Annotated in this window: 27 protein-coding genes and 1 tRNA gene; 14 read left to right on the plus strand and 14 right to left on the minus strand. The window is 73.3% G+C overall.

Annotated elements, in window-relative coordinates; translation table 11 throughout:
- Window positions 1-2: 2 nt before the first annotated feature.
- Window positions 3-74: transfer RNA gene (locus BUS84_RS24470), tRNA-Lys, on the minus strand.
- Window positions 75-300: 226 nt separating this feature from the next.
- Between BUS84_RS24470 and BUS84_RS24475 the strand changes: the two genes are divergently transcribed.
- Entirely contained in the window at window positions 301-603 is a 303-nt protein-coding gene (locus tag BUS84_RS24475; RefSeq protein ID WP_074315903.1) for a hypothetical protein, read from the plus strand.
- A gap of 120 nt (window positions 604-723) precedes the next feature.
- A complete protein-coding gene (locus BUS84_RS24480) occupies window positions 724-1,806 on the plus strand; it encodes an NAD-dependent epimerase/dehydratase family protein (protein WP_074315905.1) in 1,083 nt (360 codons plus the stop codon).
- Window positions 1,807-1,818: 12 nt separating this feature from the next.
- On the opposite strand, the gene BUS84_RS24485 is transcribed toward BUS84_RS24480, so the two are convergent.
- From BUS84_RS24485 to BUS84_RS24515, 7 genes are all read right to left on the minus strand, one after another.
- A complete protein-coding gene (locus BUS84_RS24485) occupies window positions 1,819-3,021 on the minus strand; it encodes a hypothetical protein (RefSeq protein WP_074315907.1) in 1,203 nt (400 codons plus the stop codon).
- Between the two features lie 82 nt (window positions 3,022-3,103).
- Window positions 3,104-4,294, minus strand: coding sequence for a GNAT family N-acetyltransferase (locus tag BUS84_RS24490; RefSeq protein WP_074315909.1), 1,191 nt, complete (start codon window positions 4,292-4,294; stop codon window positions 3,104-3,106).
- Between the two features lie 68 nt (window positions 4,295-4,362).
- On the minus strand, window positions 4,363-5,055 hold the full coding sequence (locus BUS84_RS24495) for a hypothetical protein (protein ID WP_074315911.1): 693 nt from the start codon (window positions 5,053-5,055) through the stop codon (window positions 4,363-4,365).
- Entirely contained in the window at window positions 5,052-5,897 is an 846-nt protein-coding gene (locus tag BUS84_RS24500; protein WP_074315913.1) for an ATP-binding cassette domain-containing protein, read from the minus strand. The genes BUS84_RS24495 and BUS84_RS24500 overlap by 4 nt, the downstream gene beginning before the upstream one ends.
- On the minus strand, window positions 5,894-6,232 hold the full coding sequence (locus BUS84_RS24505; RefSeq protein ID WP_074315915.1) for a PadR family transcriptional regulator: 339 nt from the start codon (window positions 6,230-6,232) through the stop codon (window positions 5,894-5,896). Before BUS84_RS24505 ends, BUS84_RS24500 begins: the two co-directional genes overlap by 4 nt.
- A gap of 103 nt (window positions 6,233-6,335) precedes the next feature.
- A complete protein-coding gene (locus BUS84_RS24510; RefSeq protein ID WP_074315917.1) occupies window positions 6,336-7,055 on the minus strand; it encodes a PP2C family protein-serine/threonine phosphatase in 720 nt (239 codons plus the stop codon).
- A gap of 103 nt (window positions 7,056-7,158) precedes the next feature.
- Window positions 7,159-7,719: a helix-turn-helix domain-containing protein gene (locus tag BUS84_RS24515; RefSeq protein WP_244298723.1), complete on the minus strand. Its 561-nt coding sequence runs from the start codon at window positions 7,717-7,719 to the stop codon at window positions 7,159-7,161.
- 55 nt (window positions 7,720-7,774) lie between these two features.
- Here BUS84_RS24515 and BUS84_RS24520 point away from each other — a divergent pair, with 55 nt between their 5' ends.
- Window positions 7,775-9,028 carry a benzoate/H(+) symporter BenE family transporter gene (locus BUS84_RS24520; protein ID WP_084757578.1) on the plus strand — a complete coding sequence of 418 codons (1,254 nt, stop codon included), beginning with the start codon at window positions 7,775-7,777 and terminating at the stop codon, window positions 9,026-9,028.
- Window positions 9,029-9,053: 25 nt separating this feature from the next.
- Here the strand turns inward: BUS84_RS24520 and BUS84_RS24525 are convergent, their stop codons facing one another.
- From BUS84_RS24525 to BUS84_RS24540, 4 genes are all read right to left on the minus strand, one after another.
- The gene (locus BUS84_RS24525; RefSeq protein ID WP_074315920.1) at window positions 9,054-9,425 is read right to left on the minus strand and encodes a hypothetical protein; all 372 of its coding nucleotides are present in this window, start codon (window positions 9,423-9,425) and stop codon (window positions 9,054-9,056) included.
- Window positions 9,426-9,484: 59 nt separating this feature from the next.
- The gene (locus BUS84_RS24530; RefSeq protein ID WP_074315922.1) at window positions 9,485-9,736 is read right to left on the minus strand and encodes a hypothetical protein; all 252 of its coding nucleotides are present in this window, start codon (window positions 9,734-9,736) and stop codon (window positions 9,485-9,487) included.
- A gap of 79 nt (window positions 9,737-9,815) precedes the next feature.
- Entirely contained in the window at window positions 9,816-10,277 is a 462-nt protein-coding gene (gene mscL, locus BUS84_RS24535; RefSeq protein WP_074315925.1) for a large conductance mechanosensitive channel protein MscL, read from the minus strand.
- A 39-nt stretch (window positions 10,278-10,316) separates the two neighbouring features.
- Window positions 10,317-11,009 carry a FadR/GntR family transcriptional regulator gene (locus tag BUS84_RS24540; RefSeq protein ID WP_074315927.1) on the minus strand — a complete coding sequence of 231 codons (693 nt, stop codon included), beginning with the start codon at window positions 11,007-11,009 and terminating at the stop codon, window positions 10,317-10,319.
- Window positions 11,010-11,191: 182 nt separating this feature from the next.
- On the opposite strand from BUS84_RS24540, the gene BUS84_RS24545 reads away from it, so the two are divergent.
- A complete protein-coding gene (locus tag BUS84_RS24545; RefSeq protein WP_244298897.1) occupies window positions 11,192-12,343 on the plus strand; it encodes an MFS transporter in 1,152 nt (383 codons plus the stop codon).
- A gap of 13 nt (window positions 12,344-12,356) precedes the next feature.
- Here BUS84_RS24545 and BUS84_RS24550 read toward each other — a convergent pair whose 3' ends face one another.
- Window positions 12,357-12,713 carry an STAS domain-containing protein gene (locus BUS84_RS24550; RefSeq protein WP_074315931.1) on the minus strand — a complete coding sequence of 119 codons (357 nt, stop codon included), beginning with the start codon at window positions 12,711-12,713 and terminating at the stop codon, window positions 12,357-12,359.
- Between the two features lie 165 nt (window positions 12,714-12,878).
- On the opposite strand from BUS84_RS24550, the gene BUS84_RS24555 reads away from it, so the two are divergent.
- From BUS84_RS24555 to BUS84_RS24580, 6 genes are read left to right on the plus strand one after another with little or no spacing between them, the layout of a single operon-like run.
- Window positions 12,879-13,739: an STAS domain-containing protein gene (locus BUS84_RS24555; protein ID WP_074315934.1), complete on the plus strand. Its 861-nt coding sequence runs from the start codon at window positions 12,879-12,881 to the stop codon at window positions 13,737-13,739.
- Window positions 13,739-14,149, plus strand: coding sequence for an STAS domain-containing protein (locus BUS84_RS24560; protein WP_074315936.1), 411 nt, complete (start codon window positions 13,739-13,741; stop codon window positions 14,147-14,149). Before BUS84_RS24555 ends, BUS84_RS24560 begins: the two co-directional genes overlap by 1 nt.
- Entirely contained in the window at window positions 14,146-14,565 is a 420-nt protein-coding gene (locus BUS84_RS24565) for an ATP-binding protein (protein WP_074315937.1), read from the plus strand. The genes BUS84_RS24560 and BUS84_RS24565 overlap by 4 nt, the downstream gene beginning before the upstream one ends.
- Window positions 14,562-15,575, plus strand: coding sequence for an ATP-binding SpoIIE family protein phosphatase (locus BUS84_RS24570; RefSeq protein ID WP_084757838.1), 1,014 nt, complete (start codon window positions 14,562-14,564; stop codon window positions 15,573-15,575). The genes BUS84_RS24565 and BUS84_RS24570 overlap by 4 nt, the downstream gene beginning before the upstream one ends.
- Window positions 15,572-16,933 (plus strand): sensor histidine kinase, encoded by a 1,362-nt coding sequence (locus BUS84_RS24575; RefSeq protein WP_074315940.1) that lies wholly within the window; start codon window positions 15,572-15,574, stop codon window positions 16,931-16,933. The genes BUS84_RS24570 and BUS84_RS24575 overlap by 4 nt, the downstream gene beginning before the upstream one ends.
- A 2-nt stretch (window positions 16,934-16,935) precedes the next feature.
- The gene (locus tag BUS84_RS24580) at window positions 16,936-18,474 is read left to right on the plus strand and encodes a SpoIIE family protein phosphatase (RefSeq protein ID WP_074319077.1); all 1,539 of its coding nucleotides are present in this window, start codon (window positions 16,936-16,938) and stop codon (window positions 18,472-18,474) included.
- Between the two features lie 29 nt (window positions 18,475-18,503).
- On the opposite strand, the gene BUS84_RS24585 is transcribed toward BUS84_RS24580, so the two are convergent.
- Complete coding sequence (locus BUS84_RS24585) at window positions 18,504-19,301, minus strand: helix-turn-helix domain-containing protein (RefSeq protein ID WP_074315942.1); 798 nt, start codon at window positions 19,299-19,301, stop codon at window positions 18,504-18,506.
- Window positions 19,302-19,332: 31 nt separating this feature from the next.
- On the opposite strand from BUS84_RS24585, the gene BUS84_RS24590 reads away from it, so the two are divergent.
- From BUS84_RS24590 to BUS84_RS24605, 4 genes are all read left to right on the plus strand, one after another.
- Window positions 19,333-19,914, plus strand: coding sequence for a TIGR03086 family metal-binding protein (locus BUS84_RS24590; protein ID WP_074315943.1), 582 nt, complete (start codon window positions 19,333-19,335; stop codon window positions 19,912-19,914).
- 178 nt (window positions 19,915-20,092) lie between these two features.
- The gene (locus BUS84_RS24595) at window positions 20,093-20,629 is read left to right on the plus strand and encodes a PadR family transcriptional regulator (RefSeq protein ID WP_074315945.1); all 537 of its coding nucleotides are present in this window, start codon (window positions 20,093-20,095) and stop codon (window positions 20,627-20,629) included.
- Window positions 20,626-21,327 carry an ABC transporter ATP-binding protein gene (locus BUS84_RS24600; protein WP_074315947.1) on the plus strand — a complete coding sequence of 234 codons (702 nt, stop codon included), beginning with the start codon at window positions 20,626-20,628 and terminating at the stop codon, window positions 21,325-21,327. The genes BUS84_RS24595 and BUS84_RS24600 overlap by 4 nt, the downstream gene beginning before the upstream one ends.
- Window positions 21,324-22,856 carry an FtsX-like permease family protein gene (locus BUS84_RS24605; RefSeq protein ID WP_074315949.1) on the plus strand — a complete coding sequence of 511 codons (1,533 nt, stop codon included), beginning with the start codon at window positions 21,324-21,326 and terminating at the stop codon, window positions 22,854-22,856. Before BUS84_RS24600 ends, BUS84_RS24605 begins: the two co-directional genes overlap by 4 nt.
- Window positions 22,857-22,927 lie beyond the last annotated feature (71 nt).

Here is a 22,927-nt window from a genome sequence, read left to right on the forward strand (position 1 = left end):
AGTGGGCCGCCAGGGACTCGAACCCTGAACCTATGGATTAAAAGTCCACAGCTCTGCCATTGAGCTAGCGGCCCGCGCGCTCAGGTTACCGGACCGTGCCCGCCGACAACTCTCGGCTTCCGGGCCGACCGTCGATGCCTGGCTTCACCGCCGCCCACCACCTGATCAACACCAGGTCGGCGACCTGGCGGTGTCTGGCGCGCTGGTTACCCCCATGTCGGCGATGGCGAGTGGATCAAGCGACATGTGCCTGCCGCCGCCGCGGTGCATGGGTGTGGGCGGGCGGGGAACCAGAATGGCATGAAGTTGAGCAGCACCCCGGCGGTGGCGGCGTCCGGGGAGGAGATCGGGCCGGACGGCGTACGCGAGCCGGGCGGGGAAGTGCACGCCTGGCTGCCCGGTCAGAACCAGACGGTGTGCGGCCTGGCGCTCAGTCGGACCCGGCTGCGTCGCTTTCCGCACGTGCGCTTCGACTACTCGGGCACCGACGTGCTCACCGAGGCCGACCCGGTCGGTTGGATCTGCCCGCGTTGCCTGGCGGCCACGGCCGGGCGGCGGGGCAAGGAGAAGCACGGCTGGGTTCGCGACTCGCCCCGCCCTTGATCGGCTCGACATCCCCGAAGTCGGGGTGTCCGGCCCACAGGGATGGCCCGACTTTCAGGAGATCAAGGGCGACGGCCGGAGCGGCGGTTGACGGGCGGCTGGGCGGGTACGGGGTCGAACATGCGGATCGTGGTGGTGGGGGCGAGCGGCAACGTCGGTACCGCGCTGCTGCGGCGGCTGCGTCGGGAACGGAGCGTGGAGCTGGTCGGGGTGGCCCGGCGGCTGCCCGGCCCGGACGCTGGCGAGCCGTACGACCAGGTGGATTGGCACTCCTGCGACATCGGCGCTCCGGGGGCGGTCGGGAAGCTCGCCGAGGTGTTCGCCGGCGCGGACGCGGTGGTGCATCTGGCCTGGCAGATTCAGCCCAGCCACGACCAGCGGGTGCTGCGCCGCACCAACGTCGACGGCAGCCGGGCGGTGTTCGACGCGCTGGTCCGGGCGGGGGTGCCGGCGCTGGTGTACGCCTCCTCGGTCGGCACGTACGCGCCCGGCCCGAAGGACCACCCGGTGAGCGAGCGCTGGCCGGCCACCGGGGTGCCCGGCTCGTCGTACAGCGAGAACAAGGCCGAGGTCGAGGCGCTGCTGGACGGGATCGAGCGGGACCACCCGACGCTCCGGGTGGTTCGGTTGCGACCCGGGCTGACCTTCCAGCGGGACGCCGGCGTGGAGATCACCCGCTACTTCCTCGGCCCGCTGGCGCCGGTGCGGCTGCTGCGCTTTGGCCGGATCCCGCTGGTGCCCACCAACCGTCGGCTGCGGATGCAGGCGGTGCACGCCGACGACGTGGCCGACGCGTACGCCCGGGCGGTGCTGGGTGACGCGCGCGGCGCCTTCAACGTCGCCGCGGACCCGGTGCTCACCCCGGAGCTGGTGGCCCGGAATTTCCACGGCTGGACGGTGCCCGTCGCCGCGCCGGTGCTGCGGGTGGCGGCGGCGCTGACCTGGCGGGCGCGGATGCAACCGGTCGACGCGGGCTGGGTCGAGCTGGCTCTGAACGCGCCGCTGATGTCCAGCGAGCGGGCGGAGACCGCGCTGGGCTGGCAGCCCAAGATCACCTCGCTCACGGCGCTCAAGGAACTCTTCGTCGGGATGGCCGGCGATGGCCACACCACCAGCCCGCCGCTGTCCGGCGCGTCGAACCTGCCCGGCCGGCCGGGCGGCCTGCTCCGCGCCCGCGCCGCCGGCCAGGGCAACCCCTACTGAGGTACGCCCTGGTCAGCTCAGTTTCGAGCCGCTCACGGTGGGGTTGCGGGCGCCGAGGAAGAAGATGCCGGGGAAGCCCCGGGTCTCGAACTTGTCGCTCGGATTGCGGCGCAGGGTGGACTTCTCGATCGTCATGGTGCCGGTGCGGTTGTTGCTGACGAAGAAGATCGCGCCGCCGCCCTCGTTGGCCTTGTTGTTCTCGATGATGGTGCCGGCGATCCGCACGGTGAACTCGTTGCCGTCGCAGTAGATCGCGCCGCCGCTGCCGCCGCCGGGCGTGCCGGACTTGGCCGGGTTGGCGCCGTTGCCGATCGCCTCGTTGTGGCTGAGCACGCTGTTCAGCACCACCCAGGAGACGCCGATGCTGCTCAGCGCGCCCCCGTTGGAGCAGGAGCCGCCCTGGCCGGCGGAGCCGCCGAAGGTGCTGCCCACCACGTACACCGGCTTGTTCTCGTACTGGCTGAGCACCCGGATGGCCGCGCCGCCCAGGTCGGGGCCGGTCCGGTCGCAGCGGTTGCGGACGAACCGCGAGTTGACCACCTTGAACCGCCCGCCGCGCACGAAGATCGCCCCACCGCCGCCGCCCTCGACCTCGTCCCCGGTCGAGTTGCCGTCGGCGAAGGTCAGGTTCTGCACGGTCAGCTGCGGGTGGTCCTGGTTCTGGCAGTGCGAGGTGGTCCAGCCCTGGGCCTCGTCGCAGGTGTTCATGTAGAGGATGCGGCGTTGCCCCTGGCCGCTGAGTGTCACCCTGCCGCCGCCGTCCAGCACGACCTTCGGCCCGTTGGCGTTGCGGACCTTCGCGGTGGCGGCCATCTTGATCGTCACCGGGGCCGGCCCGCAGTTGAAGGTGATGATGCCGCCGGCGGCGACGGCCTTCACCACCGCCGCGGACGTGCAGCTCGCCGGGGTGCCGGTGCCGATGGTCCGGGTCGGCTTCGAGGTGTCCACCGCCCGTGCCTCGGCCGGCACGGTGGCGCTGCCCTTGGGGTTGCCGGCCGCGAGCGCCTTGCCGGCCGGCTTCGGGCTCGCACTGGCCCCCGGGCCGCCGAGGCCGTCCCGGGCCGCCGGGGCGGCACCCTGCTCGCCGGTGGCCAGCGCCTCCGGCTCGGCCGGCGGGCTGGGCTGCGAGGCAACCGGAGCCGGGTCGTCGGGCGCGCAGGCGGGCAGGGTCGCGGTGGCGACACCGAGGACGAGCAGGGCGACAAGCGACGTCATGCGCACCCCGTGATGCTAGGAGCCGCGACGGCGCCGGAGCGAATTCGCCATGCGGGTTTAACCCGCCGCTAAGGCTGGGCGATCAGAAGTCGGCGAAGAGGTACGGCACCCGGCGCGGGAAGATGCCCCGCAGCTCCTCGGCCGCGTCCGCCGGCACCTCGCCCAGACCTCGCAGCGGCAGCTCGGCCGGATCCAGCACCCCGTACGCCAGGGCGGAGAGCCCGGCGGCCGTGAGCGTGGCGGTCGGCGCGCTCCCGGCGGTGTCGGCGACCAGCTCCAGCGCACCGGTCGTGCCGTCCAGCAGGTGGGTGCCGGCCAACCACCGGTCACCGGTCAGCTCGATCCGTACCCGACCCGGCCCGACGGGCAGCCCGCTCAACGCGTCGAGCGACAGCACCCGGGCCATCGGGGCGGACGAACTCGGCACGACCGTTCGCGCCTCGACGTGTACGTCCAGGTCGGTCAACCACAGCTCCGGCAGCTCGTCCGGCGGCACCTGGACGGTGATCCGCTCGACCTGGTCGACGTGCCGGGAGAAGAACTGCAACAGCAGCGCCCGCGCGAGCGGGTCGGTGACCAGCAGTTCGTTGCCGTGCAGCGTGCCGCCGTGCTCGTCGATCCGGTAGGTCACCGCGCCGGTGACCTCGCCGGCCACCCGGGCGGTGACCAGCCAGTACTCGTCCCGGTCGCGCAGCCCGACCGCCCGGTAGTCCGGGAAGATCGAGAATCCGTGCCGCGCCTGGAGGCAGCGCTCGGTGAACGCGCTCCACGCTGGATAGCCGGTGGCGATGCGCTCCCAGCCCACCTCGCCGGGCAGGTCCACGCGGAGCAGCGACCCTAGGTTGGCCGGGGTGAAGGTGGCCCTGCGCGGCTTGGGCAACCCGACGTAGCCGAACCGGGCGTAGAAGCTGGGCCGGAACGGGTAGAGCGCGCTGAGGGCATGCCCCTCGTCGCGCATCTCGTCGAGGAGTTGGTGCAGCAGCGTCCGGACGTGCCCCTGGCGGCGGGCCAGCGGATGGGTGGCTACCCCGGCGACGCCGGCCATCGGCAGCACCACCCCGCGGAGGTTCTGCCGCATCGGGATGGCCGAGACGGCGGCCAGCGTCTCGCCGTTCTCCTCGGCGATCAGCGTCCGGTTGCCCTCGTGGTAGTGCAGGTAGTCGCGGAACGCCTCGATTCGGGCGGCACCGAGTGGCGACGACTCGAAGGCGTACGCGGCCAGTGGGAAGCTGGTGGTGAGACGGTCGTCGGCGGTCACCCGGCGGATGGTCATCCGCTCATCTCAACCTGCCGTACAGGTCGGAGCAACCGGATTGGCGGGATCCGCGGCGCTGGCACCGGTCAGCCGACGGGCAGGTGCCGTAGGTGCCGGCGGCGGCGCAGTCGGACGCTGGCTACGGCGGCCACGCCGAGGGCCAGCAGGGCGGTGACGGCGAGCCCGTGCAGCACTCCCCGGGCGAGGTAACCCTGGTCGGTGTGGTCCACCGCCCAGGTGGCGATTTCCCGGCTCGACCAGAACGGCGTCAACTTCGCCCCCGGACCGGCCGGGTCGATCAGCATCTGCACCGTCACCACGGTGAGCAGCAGCAGCGTCCCCTCCAGCTCGCGGGGCAGCAGCGCACCAATCAGCATCCCGAACGGCGCCGCCACCCCGACGGAGCAGAGCAGCGCCGCGGCCAGGCCGCCGTACCGCAGGTCCGCGCCGTCGACCATGGGGAGCAGGAAGAACGGTACGGAGATGGCCAGCCCCGTCGTCCACAGGCCGAGCATCCGACCGAGGTAGAGGTGGTGCGGGCGGTAGCCGGCCAGCCGCAGCCTCGGCTCCAGCTCGCGGGCCGCGGTGGTGGCGAAGAGCGCCGCGGTGCTCACCGCCCAGCCCACGCCGAGCAGCAGCGAGCGGACCGACTGCCCGAGGTAGGCGTCCCGCCGGATCAGGTAGAAGGTCAACGGCATCAACAACAACAGCAGGAGTACGCCCCGACGCCGCAGCAGCTCCCGCAGGGTCATCTCGGCGACGGTGACGAGCCGGTTCACGGGTGGCCTCCCTGGACGCCGGGCGCGCGCCACCCGGTCTGTTGTGCCGGGGTCAGGTCGAGCACGGTGTCCACCCGGTCGAGCTGGTTGAGCAGGTGGGTCACCACGACGATCGCCGTGCCGGCGTCCCGCAGGCGGCTGAGCTGGTCCCAGAAGTTGACATAGGTGCCCTGGTCGAAGCCCTGGTACGGCTCGTCGAGCAGCAGCACGTCCGGCTCGCTGAGCGTGGACATGGTGAGGTTGAGCTTCTGCCGGGTGCCGCCGGAGAGGTGCCGGGCCTGCACGTCCCCGCCGGCCTCCCACCCGAGCTGTCGGGCCGCCGCCCGACCGGCGCGGCGGGCTGGCCCCCGGGCCACGCCCTGTCCGGCCCCGACCAGCACGAAGTGCTCGTCGGCGAGCAGAAAGTCGGCGGTGCCGCCGGACTGCGGGCAGTAGCCGAGCCGCCCGGAGGCGGTCACGTCACCGGCGTCGGGTGAGATCAGTCCGGCGCAGATCCGCAGGAAGGTGCTCTTGCCGCAGCCGTTCGCGCCGATGACGGCGGCGATCTGTCCGGCCCGGACGGTCAGTGTCGCGTCGTGCAGCACCGTCCGCCGCCCGTACCGCTTGGTGATGCCCCGGGCGTGCAGCCGGACCGGCCCGGGGCGCGGTCCGGGCGCGGTGCCGATGCTCTCCAGGACCGCGGCCGCGTACTGCTGGGGTGGACCGAAGACGACCCGGGGGTCGCCGCCCCCCTCGCGCAGGTGTGTGGCGGCCTCGGCGACCACGTGCCGGGCGGCGTCCGCCGCGACCCGGCGCTGGTGCAGCTCGGCCGCGAGCGTGCGTAGCCAATCGTCGGCGTTCACCGGGCGACCCCCTTCGTGACGATGTCGTTCACCGGCCCGACGAAGGTGAGCCAGGCGCTGCCGCCCTCGCGGAGCGCCGCGTGCCCGTCGCCGGTGAGCCGGTAGTACTTGCGGGCCGGCCCGGCGGTGCCCTCCCGCCACTGCGCGGTCACCAGGCCGGTCTTCTGCAGGCGGAGCAGCACGGGATAGAGCGTGCCGCCCTGGATCGGCCCGATGCCCGCCGCGTCGAGCGCCTGGGCGAGCTGGTAGCCGTAGGATTCGCGCTCGGCGAGTAGTGCCAGGACGCAGATGTCGAGCACCCCCCGGAGCCACTGCCCGCGCCGGTCGGAATCCACCCGTCGGACACTAGCGGCGCCATCTAGATGGCACAACTACCTACCGGGCCGGCGGACCTCGTCACGGCCGGTCCGGCGGACCGTCGAGCAGGTCGGGCGATGTCTAGCGGGCGACGACGTCGGAGACCACGACGGTGACGTTGTCCGGCGCGCCGGCGTGGTGGGCGAGCTTCACCAACTGCTCGCCGCACTGCTGGCGGTCGGTGTACATGCCCAGCGCCGCGCCGATGGCCTCGTCCTCGACGTAGTCGGAGAGCCCGTCGCTGCAGAGCAGCAGCCGGTCGCCGGGGCCCACGGTGAGCACGCCGATCGCTGGTGGCGTGTCGGCGCCCTGCACCGCCCGGGTCACCAGGGACCGCTGCGGGTGGTGCCGGGCCTGCTCGGGGGAGAGCGAGCCCTGGTCGACCAGCGACTGGACGAAGGTGTCGTCCCGGGTGAGCTGGGTCAGCTCCCCGTCGCGCAGCAGGTAGCAGCGGGAGTCGCCGACCTGGGCCAGCACCAGGGTCTCGCCGGCCAGCAGCGCCGCGGTGAGCGTGGTGCCCATTCCTTCGCGGGTCGGGTCGACGGTGATGGCGGCGTGGATGCGCTGGTTGGCGGTGCTGACCACGGCGCGCAGGGCGTCGGCGGCTCCGTCGGGGTCGGTGGGCGGGGCCAGCTCGTCCAGGATCCGGATCACGATCTCGCTCGCCACCTCGCCCGCGGGCAGCCCGCCCATGCCGTCGGCGACTGCGATCAGTCGGTCACCGGCGAGGGCGGAGTCCTCGTTGTTGGTCCGGATCAGGCCGATGTCGTTGAGGATGACCGAGCGGAGGATCAGCGTCATGGGGTCAAGCTTGCCAAGAACACCCCGCTTTCGTCTCTACGCACTACGCGAAGGGCCGAGAAATGATGCGGATGTCCACGCTCGGGCCCACCGGGGACGCGGTTCAGCGGCGTGGATAGCGCAGCAGCAGGCTGGCGGCGACCTCCTCGTCGCCCACCGCCGTGTAGCTGTGCGGCACGTCGGAGACCCAGCGGATGTGACCGCCGGCCGGGGCGGTCAGCGGCGCGTCGGCCGGGCCGGCGCGCAGCACTCCGGAGAAGACGGTGACGTGCTCGGTGACCCCCGGCTGGTGGGCGGGGGAGAGCTGCCCCGGCCCGGGCGCGACCCGCATCCGGTACAGCTCGTAGGTAGCGTCGGCGTCGGTGAACACCTCCAGCAGGGTGGCGCTGACCGCGGCGCCGTGCACGGTGGGCGCGGCGGCCGGCTCGGCCAGCACAGCGGTCAGCGGCACGCCGAGCTGCGCGGTGACCGCCCAGAGCGTCTCCAGGGTCGGGTTGCGGGTGCCGTGCTCCAGGCCGGAGAGGGTGGCCTTTCCGACGCCAGCGAGTCGGGCGAGTGTGGACAGCGAGATCCCCCGCTCCTCGCGCAGGGCGCGGACCCGGCGGCCGACGACGGCGGGATCCACGTCGAGGCCGGGACGGTGGGCTGGTGGTCGGTGCGGCACCCGGCTATCGTGCTACACGCTGTCGTTCCGTAAACGGAACAGTCGGAGGGCGGGAATGGTCGGTCGGGCGCAACCGGTGCTGGCCGGGGTGGTGACCGCCCTGGTCGGCTTCGCCAGCTCGTTCACCGTCGTGCTGGCCGGGCTCCGGGCGGCCGGCGCGTCGGACGCGCAGGCGGCCTCCGGCCTGCTCGCCCTCTGCGTGTCGTCCGGACTGGCCGCCGCCTGGCTCGGCTGGCGGCACCGGATGCCGATGAGCGTCGCCTGGTCCACGCCGGGAGCGGCACTGCTGGTGGCGACCGGACCGCCGCCGGGCGGATGGCCGGTCGCGGTGGGCGCCTTCCTCGTCTCCGGCCTGCTGATCGTGGCGGCCGGGCTGTTCCCGCCCCTCGGTCGGGCGGTGGCCGCCATCCCCAAGCCGGTGGCCGGCGCGATGCTCGCCGGGGTGCTGCTGCCGCTGTGCACCGCGCCGGTCCGCGCGCTGGTCGAACTGCCCACGGTGGCCGGCCCGGTGGTGATCGGCTGGCTGCTGCTGCACCGGTACGCCCGCCGCTGGGCGGTACCCGGCGCGCTGCTGGTGGCGGTGGTCGCGATCGCGCTGACCGCGCCACCGGCCGGCCTGGCCGGCGCCGCGCTGACCCCGTCGGTCGCCCTGACCACGCCGGCCTGGAACGCATCCGCGCTGGTCGGGCTCGCCCTCCCGCTGTTCCTGGTCACCATGGCCGCACAGAACGTGCCCGGCATGGCGGTGCTGGTCGGCTACGGCTACCGCCCACCGTTCGGCGCCGCGTTGCGGGCCACCGGTCTGGCCAGCCTGCTGGCCGCCCCGGCCGGCGGGCACGCGGTGAACCTCGCGGCGATCACCGCCGCGCTGGCCGCCGGCCCCGACGCGCACCCGGACCCGGAGCGCCGGTGGGTCGCGTCGGTCACCGCCGGCGTCGGTCTGGCCGTGCTCGGGCTGGGCGCCGGCGTCGCCACCGCGCTGGTCGCGGTCGCCCCGCCGATCCTCATCGAGGCGGTCGCCGGGCTGGCGCTGCTGGGCGCGCTGGCCACCGCGCTCGCCTCGGCGGTGACCGACCCGGCGACCCGGGAGGCCGCCGTGGTCACCTTCGTGGTGACCGCCTCCGGGGTGACGCTGATCGGGGTGGGCGGCGCGTTCTGGGGTCTGGTCGCCGGCTGCCTGATGCTGCTGCTCTTCCATCGCCGCCCACCCGCCGCACCGGCCACGCCGCCGACCGATGCACCGGAAAGATCAACACCAGATCGGCGGAATGGCGCTGTCCCAGCCGACCGGACACCGCAACATCACTGATCTCGTGTGGATCTCCGTGCTTGCGTCACTCCTCGGCGGGCAGGTCGGCCACGCCGACCGCGAGGCGTACCCGGCCGTCCGCGACGGTGGCGATCCGGTCGGCCGGGACGTACACCGCGCCTGCGTCGACCAACTCGGTGGAGACCTTCAGGTAGCCGCTGTGCAACAGCCGCGCCGCCAGATCGGCCGGCACATCGGGCTCCTCGACCGCGGTGGCCTCGATCAGCTCGTCCAGGCTGCTGCCCGGGTCGGCGGCCGGTGTCTGGACGGTCACCGCGTTCGGGTCGCCCCGCTGGACGAGGTCCACCGTCCCGACCTCGGTGCCGGCGGGGTCGATCACCGGCATCCCGGTGGTGATCCGCGAGATGGTCGCCTGCTGCTCGTCCTGCTGGTCCATCCCTCCGCGGTTCCCGGGGCGGTACGCCGCTAAACGCTGCCGCCCAGCCGCTGAGCCGCTCAGCCATTTGGGAGGGTCCAGCCGCCCGGCGGGCGCGGAGACAGCTCGCGCCAGGTGTCCGGGCCCTCGAGCAGCGCCCGGACCGTCTCCTCGGCCTCGTCCGCACTGCCGTACTCGTAGAACCGGGAGATGCCCTCGGCGCCGCCGGCCCGCTGCTCGACGTGCCACCGGTCGGCGTCCACCCGGAGGAAGACGTCCCGTCGGGCCAGCCGCCCCCATTTCCCGTTCCACCAGTGCTTCCGCTGCTCCATGGGCGGACTCTATCGAACACACGTACGAGAAGGTGCGGCCCCTGCGGGAATCCCACAGGGGCCGATGTGCATCCGTCGGTCAGCGCGGCGCCGGCGGCTCCGTCCGGCGGCCCAGCACGTCGTCCAGCGCCCCGCGCTGCTGGCCAGGGGTGGTGTGGCCGGCGGAGAGTAGCGCGTCCCGGATCTCGGTGAGCAGCTTGATCTCCTCGCTCGGCGCGGCCGGCGGCGGCTCCTCGCCCCGCTGCCGCCGCTCGGCCAGCTTGTTCATCGGGAACACCACGAAGAAGTAGAGCACCGCCGCGGTGAGCAGGAAGGTGATCAGGGCGTTGATGAACCCCGCCCAGTCCATGAAGTTGCCCTTGCTGATCTCCCACTGGCCGGCGAACTGGTCCTCCCCGCCACCGACCAGCTTGATGATCGGCTTGAGGAACGAGTTCGTGAGCGCGGTGACCACGCCGGTGAACGCGGCGCCGATGACGACACCGACCGCCAGGTCGATGACGTTGCCGCGCATGATGAAGTCTTTGAAGCCCTTGAGCATCCGTACTCCCGAGGTGTCCGGTTTTCCGTCCGGCACAACCTATGCCCCTACGGCGGGCTCCAGAAAAGCGCCGGCTTCGATCGCTGCCCGGCCCGGGTCGCCGGCCCGGATCGCCTCGACCAGCCGGGCGTGGTCGACGTAGCGCTCGGGCGTGAGCGCGTCCCCCATCGCCTGGGCGACCGTGCTGCGCAGGGCGGCGCCGACCGAGGCGTACAGCTCGGCCAGCATGGCGTTGTGCGCGGCGGCGACCACCGCGGTGTGCAGCGCCGCGTCCGCCTCGACGAACGCGTCCACCCGGCCGCCGCGCCAGGCCGCCTCGCGTTCGGCGAGCGCGCCGTCGAGCGCCGCCAGGTCCTCCGGGGTACGCCGCAGCGCGGCGAGCCGGGCGGCCTCCACCTCGAAGGCGCGCCGCACCTCGATCACCTCGGTCATCCGGTCGTCGCCGAGCCGACGGGCCACCACCGGCGCCAGCTCGTCGGTGGACACCACGTACGTGCCGGAGCCCTGCCGGCACTCCAGCACGCCGGCGTGCACCAGGGCGCGGACCGCCTCGCGGACGGTGTTGCGCCCGACGCCCAGCGCGGCGACCAGCTGTGGCTCGGTGGGGATGCGCCCGCCGACCGGCCACTCGCCGCCCAGGATCCGGGCCCGGAGCTGCTCGATGGTCTGCCGGACCCGATGGCCGCGGGGCGGCACCGGCGGCGCGGAGGAGGAATCGACCGACGGTGGCACTGGTTACATCACCGGTCCCGAATTCATCCCATGATTGTAGGTTAGAGGTCATGACCCCGCCACCGACCGCCGCTCCGGCGCCTCCCGCCCCCGCCCCCGCCGCCGGCCCTGCCCCGGCGCGCGACCCCGGTGCGGGCCGCCGGACCCACCCGGCGACCGGCGGCGCGCTCGTGCTGGTCGGAATGCTGCTGGTCGCGCTCAACCTGCGCGCCGTGGTGACCAGCCTCGGCGCCCTGCTCGACGAGGTCCGCGACGGGCTGGGGCTCTCCGGAACCACCGCCGGTCTGGTCACCACCCTGCCGACCATCGCGTTCGCCGGCCTCGGCGCGCTCACCCCGTGGCTGGTCCGCCGGGTGGCGCCGGCCCGGATCCTGGTGGTCGCCATGATCGCCCTCGCCGCCGGTCAGGTGCTCCGGGTCGCCACCGACTCGACCTGGGTCTTCCTGCTCACCAGCGCACTGGCGCTGGCCGGCATCGCGGTCGCGAACATCCTGCTGCCGATGCTGGTCAAGCAGCACTTCCCGCACCGCACCGGCCTCGTCACCGGGGCGTACACGATGGCACTGACCGCGGGCACGACGGTGGCCGCGGCGACCGCGGTGCCGATCGCGCACGCCTTCGGATCCTGGCGGGCCGGGCTCGGTATCTGGGCCGCGATGGCCGCGGTGGCCGTACTCCCGTGGGTGCCGCTGGCACTGCGGACCCGGGCGGCCGCGCGGCGGGCGACCCCGACGGTGGCCGTCGCCCCACCGGCGCGGGTCCGGCCGGCGCGGACCCGCCTGGGCTGGGCGATGGCCGTCTACTTCGGCGCCCAGTCGCTGAGCGGGTACGCGATCATGGGCTGGCTGGCCCAGCTGTTCCGGGACGCCGGCTACCAGCCCGAGTCGGCGGGGCTGCTGCTCGCCGGGGTGACCGCGCTCGGCGTGCCGATCGCGCTGCTGATGCCCACCCTGGCCGGCCGCCTGGCGACGCTGCGCCCGCTGGTGCTCGGGCTGACCACCGCGTCGGCGCTGGCCTACCTCGGGCTGGCGCTGGCCCCGCACGGCGCCGCCCTGCTCTGGGTGATCCTGCTGGCGATCGGCCAGGGCGCGTTCCCGATGATCCTGACCACCATCGGCCTGCGCGCGCGGACCGCCGAGGGGACCGTCGCGCTCTCCGCGTTCGCGCAGAGCACCGGGTACGTGATCGCCGCACTCGGCCCGCTGCTGGTCGGCATTCTCTACGAGGTCACCGGTGGCTGGACCGCGCCGATCGGGTTCCTGCTGGTCGCGCTCGCCGTGCAGACGGCGGCGGGCATGGCGATCGCCCGTCCCCGCTACGTCGAGGACGAGTGACGATCGGCAGTGATCAGGAGGAGGCCGGCGTCGGATCGCCGGCGACGGCCTGATCCACGGTCGGGTAGGTGTGCAGCACCTCGACCAGGCCGCTCACCTCGAGGATGCGCAGCACACCCCGCTGCGGGGCGGCCAGCCGCACCACGCCGCCAGCCTCGTCGCAGCTGTTCTTGGCGCGGACGAAGACCGACAGGCCGGTCGAGTCGCAGAACGAGACGTCCGCCAGATCGAAGACGAGCCGGTTGCGGCCCTTGTCGAGCAGGTCGGTGATCTGGTCCTGCAACTGCGGCGCGGTGGCCATGTCCAGCTCGCCCGCGACCGACACGACGATCACGTCGCCGCGCTGTTCCGTGTGCACCGTCAAGGACATTCGCCAGACCTCCTGTTATCGGGGGAACGGTATCCCACGACCGGGGTCACACGCAGAACGGGAGCCGAGATCCGGTGGCCATCATCATTCCGTTGCTACGGGGCAAGTAGTGCAGCAGCCCCCGGTGATAGAGTCCGCCCGGTCCAGGTCGAGGGGGGTTTCGCAATGGCGTTGAGCGCCGAGGAAAGTGGTCGGCTCGCCGCGCTGCTCGGCGGGCACGCCGAGCGGGTCACGCAGCGGTGGACCGAGATCGTCGCCGGTTCGTTGCGCGGCCGGTTGAGTCAGGCCGAGCTGCGCCGGCAGGTCCAGGATCTGCACGGCGCCATCGTCGCCGCCGGCGAGCACGGCGCGATCGACCTGTCCGCGGAGAACGCCGCCGAACTGCGCGCCGCGCTCTCCGAGCTGTCCCGCGGCCGGGCCCGGCAGGGCTTCTCCGCCACCGAGACCGCGATCAGCATCTTCGCGCTCAAGGACGTGCTGGCCGGGCTCGTGGAGGAGGCCGGCGGCGCCACCGCGCTGCGCGACTACGTCGCCTTCTCCGGTCTGGTCGACGAGCTGGGCCTGTTCACCTTCGAGAGCTTCGTCCGCACCCGGGAGAGCCTGATCGCCGATCAGGCCGAACAACTGCTCGAGCTCTCCACGCCGGTGGTCAAGCTCTGGGAGGGCGTGGTCGCCGTCCCGCTGGTCGGCACCCTGGACTCGGCCCGGGCCCAGGTGGTCATGGAGCGGCTGCTGCAGACGCTGGTCGACACCAGCTCCCCGTACGCGATCATCGACATCACCGGCGTCCCGGCGGTCGACACCCAGGTCGCCCAGCACATCCTGAAGACCGTGGTGGCCGCCCGCCTGATGGGCGCCGACTGCATCATCTCCGGCATCCGCCCCCAGATCGCGCAGACCATCGTCGCGCTCGGCATCGAGTTCGGTGACATCGCCACCAAGGCGAGCCTCGCCGACGCGCTGCGCCACGTGCTGCGGCTCAGCGGAGTGGAGACCGCCCGCCGCCAGCCACGCCGGGACGCCTGATGGAGCGGGTGCCGATCCTCAAGATCGGCGACATCCTGCTCGTCTCCATCCAGCTCGACATGTCCGACCAGACCGCGGTCCAGCTCCAGGAGGACCTCGCCGAGCGGATCGTCGCCACCGGCTGCCACGGCGTCATCATCGACATCACCGCGCTGGACATCGTCGACTCCTTCGTCGGGCGGATGCTCTCCACCATCGCGTCGATCTCCAAGGTGCTCGACGCGGAGACGGTGGTCGTCGGGATGCGCCCCGCCGTCGCCATCACCCTGGTCGAACTCGGGCTGTCGCTGAACGGCATCCGTACCGCGCTGAACGTCGAGCGCGGCATGGAGCTGATCGCGGCGGCCCGCGCCGACGAGCTCGACTACCAGCTCGACGACGATCCGGACGCCGAGACGGCCACGCCGTGACCGCGGGCATCGACCTGAGCCACCCGCAGGCGCAGGCGATCCGGAGCGACGAGGACGTGGTGCGCGTCCGGCAGTTGGTCCGCGCCGTGGCGGTGGCCGTCAAGCTCTCACTGGTCGACCAGACCAAAGTGGTCACCGCGGCGAGCGAGCTGGCCCGCAACACCCTGGTCTACGGCGGCGGCGGCACGGTGGAGGTGACGACCGTGGACAACGGACGGCGCCGCGGGGTCCAGATCATCTTCGTCGACTCCGGGCCCGGCATCGCCGACCTCGACCTGGCCTTCACCGACGGCTACACCACCGGCGGCGGGCTCGGTCTCGGACTCAGCGGCGCCCGGCGACTCGTCGACGAGTTCCAGATCGAGACATCGGCGGAGACCGGCACCCGCATCACGGTCACCAAGTGGTCCCGGTGAACGGGGACCCGGTCACCGACAGCGGAATCTGGTTCCGGGTGGAGGCCGGCAGCACGGCCAGCGCCGTCCGGCGCGCCGCGGAGCACCTCGGCGAGCAGGTGCAGCTGGGCCAGCCGCGCATCGCAGACCTGGCCATCGTCGCCGCAGAGCTGACCAGCAACCTGGTCAAGCACGCCGACGAAGGTGTCCTGCTGCTCCGGCCGGTACGCCGCGCCGGGCAGGCCGGCGTGGAGCTGCTGGCCATCGACTCCGGGCCCGGCATGGCCGACCTGAGCGTCTCGTCCCAGGACGGGCACTCCACCACCGGCACGCTCGGCATCGGTCTGGGCGCCATCGTCCGGCAGGCGAGCTGGTTCGACGGGTACTCGCTGCCCGGCCGGGGCACCGTCCTCGCCGTGCAGGTCTGGCCGGCCGAGCCGGCTCAACCCTCCTGGGCCGGCGCTCTCACCCGGCCGCTGACCGGCGAGACGGTCAGCGGCGACGGGTACGCCGTCCGGATCGCCGACGGCAGGCACCAGGTGCTGGTCAGCGACGGACTGGGACACGGTCCGCTGGCCGCCGCCGCCACGGAGGCGGCGGTGACCGCGTTCCGCGACGCGCCGGCCGGCCCGCCGCAGGCCGTGGTCAGCCACCTGCACCGGGCCATGTCGTACACCCGCGGCGCGGCGCTGGCGGTCGCCGAGCTGGCGCCGGAGGCCGGGGTGCTGCACTACGCCGGGCTGGGCAACATCGCCGCCGTGGTGATCGAGGGCGACGGCCAGCGACGAGGCCTGGTCTCGCTGCCCGGCATCGCCGGGCACCAGCGACCGACGGTCCGGGGGTACGACTACTCGTTCGGCCCCGGAGCCCGGCTGGTGATGCACAGCGACGGAGTGGTCGACCGCTGGCGGTTGACCGACTATCCGGGCTTGATCGAGCGGTCCCCGCTGGTGATGGCGGCGACCCTGCTGCGCGACGCCGGGGTGCGGCGCGACGACGCCTGCGTGCTGGTCGCGAGGTCCTGGGCATGATCGGGGAGCCGACCACGCTGCCGCTGCTGCGAATGGCGCTGCGGGTCGAGCAGGACATCTTCGTGATCCGCCAGCGGGGCCGCGAGGTGGCCTCGGTGGTCGGCCTGGAACACCAGGACCAGATCCGGATCGCCACCGCGCTCAGCGAGGTGGCCCGGGACCTGCTCCGCGCGGTCGGGGGAGCGGACGTGTCCTTCCACGTGGACGCGGGCGCCGACGGTCGGTTCCACCTCCGCGCGGACCTCGCTCCGGTCGCCCCGCTGCCGGACGGCCGGTACGAGCCGCAGTCCGGCGCGGTGTCCCGGCTGGTCGACACCCTGAGCGTGTCGACCGTCGAGGGGGTTACGGTCGTGAGGATGTCCCGACGAGTCCCGGCCAACGCGCCGACGCCAACCCCGGAGCGGCTCGCCGAGTTCCGTGCTGAACTCGGCCGTAGCGCGCCGACCAGCGCCCTGGACGAGCTGACCGTGCAGAACGGGCAGCTCATCGCGGCGCTGGACGAGGTGCGCAGCCAGCGCGACGAGCTCGCTGTGCTGAACGAGGAGCTGGCCGAGACCAACCGTGGCGTGCTGGCGCTCTACAACCAGCTCACCGAGGAGCTGGAGGAGACCAACCGGGGCGTCGTCGCCCTCTACGCCGAGCTGGACGAGAAGTCGGCCCAGCTGCGCGCGGCGAGCGAGTCGAAGAGCCGGTTCCTGGCCAACGTGAGCCATGAGTTGCGCGCCCCGGTCACCGCGATCATGGGGTTGGGGCGGTTGCTCTCCGACTCCGCCTCCGACCCGCTCACCGCCGAGCAGGCTCGCCAGGTCGGTCTGATCCGCTCCTCGGCGGCGGATCTGCTCGGGCTGGTCAACGAGCTGCTGGACCTGGCCAAGGCGGAGTCCGGCCGGATCGAGCCGGACTGGGCCGAGGTGGACCTGCGACCGGTCTTCGGCCAGCTGCGCGGGACGCTGCGCGCGCTGGCCACCCGGCCCGAGGTGGAGCTGGTGGTGGAGGAGCCGCCCGCGCCGGCCGTGCTGCGCACCGACGAGGTGCTGCTCGGCCAGGTGCTGCGCAACCTGCTGCACAACGGGTTGAAGTTCACCCAGCGGGGCGAGGTGCGGCTGCGGGCCCGGCAACGCGACGACCGGTGGAACTTCTCGGTCAGCGACACCGGTCCGGGCATCGCGCCCGAGCTGCACGAGCGGATCTTCGAGGAGTTCTACCAGGTGCCGGGTGCGACCCGGGTCGGCGGCACCGGCCTCGGCCTGCCGTACGCCCGGCGCCTGGTGACACTGCTCGGCGGGACACTGGAGTTGACCAGCGAGCCGGGCCGGGGCAGCGCATTCACGGTCTCCCTGCCCGTGGGCGGAGCGTGACGGTGGACGGCGGGCCGGCGACCGTCCTGGTGGTCGATGACAGTCGTACAAAGCGTTACCTGCTGGTCAGTTGGCTCACCCGGGCCGGGTTCACCGTGCTAGAGGCGGAGAGCGGCGCCGAGGCACTGGCGCGGGTCGAGGTGGACCGGATCGACCTCGTGGTGCTCGACGTCCGGCTGCCCGACCTGAGCGGCTACGAGGTCTGCGAACGGATCAAGGACGCGCACCCGGCGATGCCGGTGATCCACGTGTCGGCGCACGCCGTGGACGTCGCCGACCGCGCCCAGGGACTGACCCGGGGTGCCGACGCCTATCTGACCGAGCCGATCGAGCCGGAGGAGCTGATCGCCACCACCCGGGCGGTGCTGCGCTACTACCAGGCCCGGCAGCGCGCCGAACTGCTCGCCGAGCGGCTGCTCGGGCTGGCCGACACGACGGTGGCGGTGCACGCCGCGCCGACCTTCACGCGGCTGCTGGAGGCCGCCGCGGCGGGCGCCGCGCAGATCTTCAAGAGCCCGGCGGCGGTGATCGCCGAGACGTTCGACGGCGACTGCCTCGCCGGGATCTGCGCCGGGCCCGGCGCCGAGGCCAACGTGGTGCCGTGGGTCGTCGACGACACCGGGGTGCCCACGGGCTCCACGGTCCGGGTGGAGGCACCGGCGAGTTGGGGGCTGCTCGACTGGCCGGCGGACGACTCGGTGACCGTGGCCGCCGCCCGGCTGCGCGAGGACCGGGCCCCGCTGTACGTGGTGGTTCCGACCGCCACCCAGACCGCGCGGACCCCGGTGCTGGTGCAGCTCGCCCAAGCCGTGGCGGCGGCCGTGGAGGCACAGCGCTCGTTCGACGAGGAGCACCGGATCGCGGTGACCCTCCAGCGCAGCCTGCTCCCACGCCGGCTGCCCGATGTGGCCGGGCTGGACCTCGCGGTGCGCTACGAGCCGGCGAGCGCCCAGACCGAGGTGGGCGGTGACTTCTACGAGCTGGTGATGCTCGACGGGCACCTGCTGCTGGCGATCGGCGACGTGGCCGGCCACTCGCTGCACGCGGCGACGGTCATGGCCGAGCTGCGGCACGCGGTGCGGGCGTACGCGGTCGAGGGGCACCAGCCCGGCGAGATCCTGCACCGGGTCAACGAGCTGATGCGCACCCTGCTGCCGAACGAGGTGGCCACGCTCTGCGTGCTGCTGCTGCACCCGCCGAGCGGGCGGGTCCGGCTGGCCAGCGCCGGTCACCTGCCGCCGGTGCTCAGCCTGGACGGCAAGGTCGATTTCGTGCAGCACTCGGCGCCGCTGCTCGGCGTCCGCGCGCCCCGTCCGGCCGACCTGGAGTTCGTGCTGCCGGCCGGGGCCACGCTGGTGTTCTACACCGACGGGCTGATCGAGCGTCGGGACGCCGCCATCGACGAGGGGCTGGCCGCCCTCGCCGCGCTGTCCAGGACGGTGGACGCCGACCTGGAGCGGTTCTGCACCCGGCTGTTGGTGGAGCTGGCCCCATCGGAGATCCAGGACGACGTGGCCGTGATCGTGCTGCGCCGCCACTGAAATCGGCGTCGGTCCGGGCCGCCGGGCAGTCAGTGGACCGATCGGGCGTACGCGGCGGGTGACACGCCAGCGACGGCCGTGAAGTCACGGACCAGGTGGGCCTGGTCGCTGTAGCCGAGGTCGGCGGCGAGGCCCGCCCAGTTCAGCGGACCGCCGGCGGCCTGCTCGACGGCCTCCTGGAGGCGGTAACGGCGGATCACCCACTTCGGGCCGACCCCCACGTACTCCGTGAACAGCCGTTGCAGCCGGCGGACCGGGAGGTCGTGGCGTGCGGCGAAGTGGTCGACCCGCAGCACCGTCCGGTCCGTCCGGATCGCCTCGGCCAGCCGGACGGCCTCCTCGGCCGTCGGGTCCGGCTCGGGCGCCCAGGCGGTGAGCAGGGCGTCCAGTGCGCGGCGCCGCTCGTCGTCGGTGCCCGCGCACAGCGGACCGTCGGGCCCGGCCAGCCGGCCGGCGGGCAGCGGCAGCCGGCGGCCGGTCAGCTCGGCGACCGGCCGACGCCAGAACGGGTGGAAGCCGCCGGGCCGGAACTGGACCCCGCAGACCCGGCCGGTGCCGGTGAGCGTGATTCGGAACAGGTTGCGGCCCACCCCGGCCACCTCGCCGGCCTCCGGCCCGTCGCCGTCGCGCCGGAACACCACGTTCACCGCCGGGTGCGGCACGATCCGCTGCTCGAACGGTGCGCTCAACGCCCAGTCGATCAGCCAGTAGTGCTCGACCCACGGCCGGAGCGACTCCGCCGGCAGGTGCCGGCGGAAGCGCATCTCGCGCAGCAACCGGCCCGGGTCCAGGATGCCCCGGCTGTCGCCACGCGGTCGCTGTCGCATTTTTTCAAGACCACCCTCATACGCTGGCCCTATGGCCACTCAGACTAGCGATCTGCTGGCGGCTGCCGCGCCGCGAACCGTCGATGTGGTGCGCGGCATCGCCGACGACCAGCTCGACCTGCCCACCCCGTGCCGCGACTACCTGGTCCGGGACCTGCTCAACCATCTGTACGAGGTGGTGGTGAACTTCCAGGAACTGGCCGCGAAGCGGCCGGTGGAATGGGCCGAGAAGCCCGACCACCTGACCGACGGCTGGCGGGACCGGTTCGAGACGGAGACCGGCCGGCTGATCGAGGCCTGGTCGGACCCGTCCACCCTGGAGGGTGTCTCGCCCGGCATGGGCATGCCCCAGACCGTCATCGGCGGCATGGCACTGCTGGACCTGACCGTGCACGGCTGGGACCTCGCCGTCGCCACCGGCCAGGCGTACGAGCCGGCCCCCGAGGCGGTGGCCGAGCTGCACGGCCTGGTCGAGCAGTTGGGCCCCACCGCCCGCAAGATGGGCGTCTTCGCCGAACCAGCACCGGCACCCACCTCGACCAGCGCCGACCTGCCCAAGCTCGACCACCTCCTGGCCCAGACCGGCCGCACCCCCACCTGGCCCACCCCCTAACCGCCCCCGCCCCCCTGCCCCCGCCCCCTGTCCTCCGGTGATCATGAAGTTGTTGCTGGTTCGCGCGGCGTGTCGTGGCAACAACTTCATGATCACCGGGGTGGGCGGGTGGGGTGAGGGGAGGGGAGGGGAGGGGAGGGTTGTTGACACGGGTATTCGCTGAGTGAATAGTTGAGGCGTGTCCACGTCGCATGTTCTGCTCGGGTTGCTCGCCGGTGGCAGCCGGCACGGCTACGAGCTCAAGCGTGCGCACGACGAGCGGCTGCCCCGGGCCCGGCCGCTGGCCTTCGGGCAGGTCTACGCCACCCTCGGCCGACTGCAACGCGACGGCCTGGTGACCGCCGCCGGCCAGGATCGGGCGGCCGGTCCCGACCGCACGGCGTACGCGCTGACCGGCGAGGGCCGGGCCACGCTGGACCGGTGGCTGTCCACGGTGGAGCCGCCGATGCCGTACGTGGCCAGCACGCTCTTCGCCAAGGTCGTGGTGGCGCTGCTGGTCGCCGACGCTGACCGGGCCCGGTCCTACCTGATCGCCCAGCGCGCCGCGCACACCGTGCGGCTGCGTGAGCTGACCGCGGTCAAGGCCGACCCGGCCGCCACCCTCAGCGACGTGGTGGCGGCCGACTTCGCGATCGCCCACCTCGACGCCGACCTGCGGTGGCTGCACACCACGCTGGACCGGGTCGCCGACTGGCACCGGGAGGTGCACCCGTGACGCAACTCCAGGCTCGCGGCGTGGTTCGGGCGTACGGCCCGACGCCCGCGCTGCGCGGCGTGACGCTCGACGTGACCGAGGGCGAGATCGTCGCCGTCACCGGCCCGAGCGGCTGTGGCAAGTCGACCCTGCTGCACTGTCTGGCCGGGATCCTCCGCCCGGACGCCGGCGAGGTCACCTGGCGCGGCCACCGGATCGACACGTGGTCGGAGGGGGCCCGGTCGCGGCTGCGGCGCACCGAGTTCGGTGTGCTGTTCCAGTTCGGCCAGCTGGTGGCCGAACTGACCGCGGCGGAGAACGTCGCTCTGCCCCTGCTCCTCGCCGGCACGGGGCGGCGAGAGGCACGGACGGCGGCGCTCACCTGGCTGGAGCGGTTCGGGGTGGCCGAGCTGGCCGACATTCGACCCGGCGAGATGTCCGGCGGGCAGCAGCAGCGCTGCGCCACCGCGCGGGCCCTCGTCACCGAGCCCCGGGTGCTCTTCGCCGACGAGCCGACCGGCGCGCTGGACACGCTCACCGGCGAGCAGGTGCTCACCCAACTGGTCCGGCTCGCCCGCGAGCAGCGCACCGCCGTCGTGCTGGTCACCCATGAGCCGCGGATCGCCGCGTACGCCGATCGGGAGATCGTGTTGCGCGACGGCCTGGTGGACCACACCGGCCTGGGGCTCGACGCGCCGCTGGCCGGCGGCTCCCGGTGAGGCCGGCGACGCTGGTCCGGCTCGCGCTGGCCGGCACCCGCACCGACACCGCCCGGGTGGTGCTCACCGCGCTCAGCGCCCTGCTGGCGACCCTGGCCGGGCTGGCGGCGCTCACCGTGCTGGCCATCCCGACGCCGGCGGCGACCGATGACAACGCCAATCGCTGGTCGGAGCAGTATCGCAACGCGCTGTTCGTCGAGCCGGGGCTGCGCGGCGGCACGGCGTTCGCGCTGCTGCTGCTGACCGTCCCGGTGCTGGCGCTGGCCGGCCAGTGCGCCCGGCTCGGCGCGCCGACCCGGGACCGGCGGCTCGCCGCGCTCCGGCTGGCCGGCGCCACCCCCGGCCAGGTCACCCGGCTCGCGGTGCTGGAGACCGGCCTGGCGAGCCTGCTCGGCACCGTCGTCGGGCTGGGCGTCTACCTGGCCGGTCGGGAGCTGCTGCACCGGCCGGACGAGCAGGGTCGACTCGCCCTGCCCACCGACGTGCTGCCGTCGCCCGGTGCGCTGGCCGCCGTCGTGCTCGGCCTGCCGGTTGTCGCGGCGCTGGCCACCGTCCTGATGCTGCGCAGGGTCACCACCAGCCCGCTCGGGGTGACCCGCAAGGCCGCGAGGGAGCGCGGTCCACGCCCCTGGGCGGGGCTGTTGATCGGGTTGGGGCTGGCCTCCTTCGCCGCGGTCCGGCCGGTGATGTACCGCTTCGATGACAATGGTGAGGTGCTGCGCTGGCTGGTGCCGCTGCTGTTCCTGACGGGTGGCCTCGCGGCGATGATCGGGGTGGTGATTGGCACCGGCTGGATCTCGTACACCTGCGGGCGGCTGCTGCGCCAGCACGCCCGCCGTCCGCCGGCGCTGCTCGCCGCCGGCCGGCTGATGTCCGACCCGTGGGCGGGCAGCCGTACGTTCGCCGCGCTGCTGGCCGCTCTGATCTTCGGTGCCGGCGCGGCCGCGCTGCGTGCCTACTTCGTGGCGCAGGACGCACTCGACCGGGAGCAGAACCTGCGCGACGGCGGCGACGCGGGCGCGGATTCGTTCTACCTGTCGACCATGGACCTGGTCGACTCGGCGGTCGCGCTGGCCGTGCTGATCGCCGCCGGAGGGCTGATCGTCGCGCTGGTGGAGGGGATCGTGTCCCGCCGCCGGGCCTACGCCGCCCTGGTCGCCACCGGCGTACCGCGGTCCACCCTGAGTCGCTCCGTCGCCTGGCAGGCGCTGGCCCCCGCCGTGCCGGCGATCGTGCTCGCCCTCGGCGTCGGCACGCTGCTTGGCCGCGGGCTCTTCCCGAAGGCGACGACGGGCACGTCGTCGTCCGAGATCTGCGACGCCACGGCGGCACTCTGTGACGATCCGGCGACCCGGCAGCAGTACGTCCGGTTCGTGGAGACCGCCGGGGCCGAGCGGGTTCCGGACGTACCGCTGGAGCAGTTGGCCTGGCTGGGCGGTGGCGCGTTGGCCGCGGTGCTGATGACGGTCGGCGTCGGCCTGCTCTTCCTGCGGGTCAGCACGGCGGCGGACGAGCTGCGTACGGCCTGAGCGGATGTAACGCTTTCGGTAGCGGTGCCGCTGTCTGCACCGGAGACCCGGACCATCGGGTTTCCGGCGCC

It is taken from the genome of Micromonospora cremea, from assembly GCF_900143515.1.
Lineage (GTDB): Bacteria > Actinomycetota > Actinomycetes > Mycobacteriales > Micromonosporaceae > Micromonospora > Micromonospora cremea.

What these genes read in the sequence shown, in the direction of transcription:
- BUS84_RS24490 (WP_074315909.1), bottom strand. Translation starts at nt 4,294, where the DNA reads ATGACCATCCGCCGGGTGACCGCCGACGACCGTCTCACCACCAGCTTC.
- BUS84_RS24590 (WP_074315943.1), top strand. Translation starts at nt 19,333, where the DNA reads ATGGCCACTCAGACTAGCGATCTGCTGGCGGCTGCCGCGCCGCGAACC.
- BUS84_RS24525 (WP_074315920.1), bottom strand. Translation starts at nt 9,425, where the DNA reads ATGGACCAGCAGGACGAGCAGCAGGCGACCATCTCGCGGATCACCACC.
- BUS84_RS24575 (WP_074315940.1), top strand. Translation starts at nt 15,572, where the DNA reads ATGATCGGGGAGCCGACCACGCTGCCGCTGCTGCGAATGGCGCTGCGG.
- BUS84_RS24545 (WP_244298897.1), top strand. Translation starts at nt 11,192, where the DNA reads ATGCTGCTGGTCGCGCTCAACCTGCGCGCCGTGGTGACCAGCCTCGGC.
- BUS84_RS24510 (WP_074315917.1), bottom strand. Translation starts at nt 7,055, where the DNA reads ATGACGCTGATCCTCCGCTCGGTCATCCTCAACGACATCGGCCTGATC.
- BUS84_RS24585 (WP_074315942.1), bottom strand. Translation starts at nt 19,301, where the DNA reads ATGCGACAGCGACCGCGTGGCGACAGCCGGGGCATCCTGGACCCGGGC.
- BUS84_RS24485 (WP_074315907.1), bottom strand. Translation starts at nt 3,021, where the DNA reads ATGACGTCGCTTGTCGCCCTGCTCGTCCTCGGTGTCGCCACCGCGACC.
- BUS84_RS24530 (WP_074315922.1), bottom strand. Translation starts at nt 9,736, where the DNA reads ATGGAGCAGCGGAAGCACTGGTGGAACGGGAAATGGGGGCGGCTGGCC.
- BUS84_RS24555 (WP_074315934.1), top strand. Translation starts at nt 12,879, where the DNA reads ATGGCGTTGAGCGCCGAGGAAAGTGGTCGGCTCGCCGCGCTGCTCGGC.
- BUS84_RS24560 (WP_074315936.1), top strand. Translation starts at nt 13,739, where the DNA reads ATGGAGCGGGTGCCGATCCTCAAGATCGGCGACATCCTGCTCGTCTCC.
- mscL (WP_074315925.1), bottom strand. Translation starts at nt 10,277, where the DNA reads ATGCTCAAGGGCTTCAAAGACTTCATCATGCGCGGCAACGTCATCGAC.
- BUS84_RS24480 (WP_074315905.1), top strand. Translation starts at nt 724, where the DNA reads ATGCGGATCGTGGTGGTGGGGGCGAGCGGCAACGTCGGTACCGCGCTG.
- BUS84_RS24475 (WP_074315903.1), top strand. Translation starts at nt 301, where the DNA reads ATGAAGTTGAGCAGCACCCCGGCGGTGGCGGCGTCCGGGGAGGAGATC.
- BUS84_RS24520 (WP_084757578.1), top strand. Translation starts at nt 7,775, where the DNA reads ATGGTCGGTCGGGCGCAACCGGTGCTGGCCGGGGTGGTGACCGCCCTG.
- BUS84_RS24550 (WP_074315931.1), bottom strand. Translation starts at nt 12,713, where the DNA reads ATGTCCTTGACGGTGCACACGGAACAGCGCGGCGACGTGATCGTCGTG.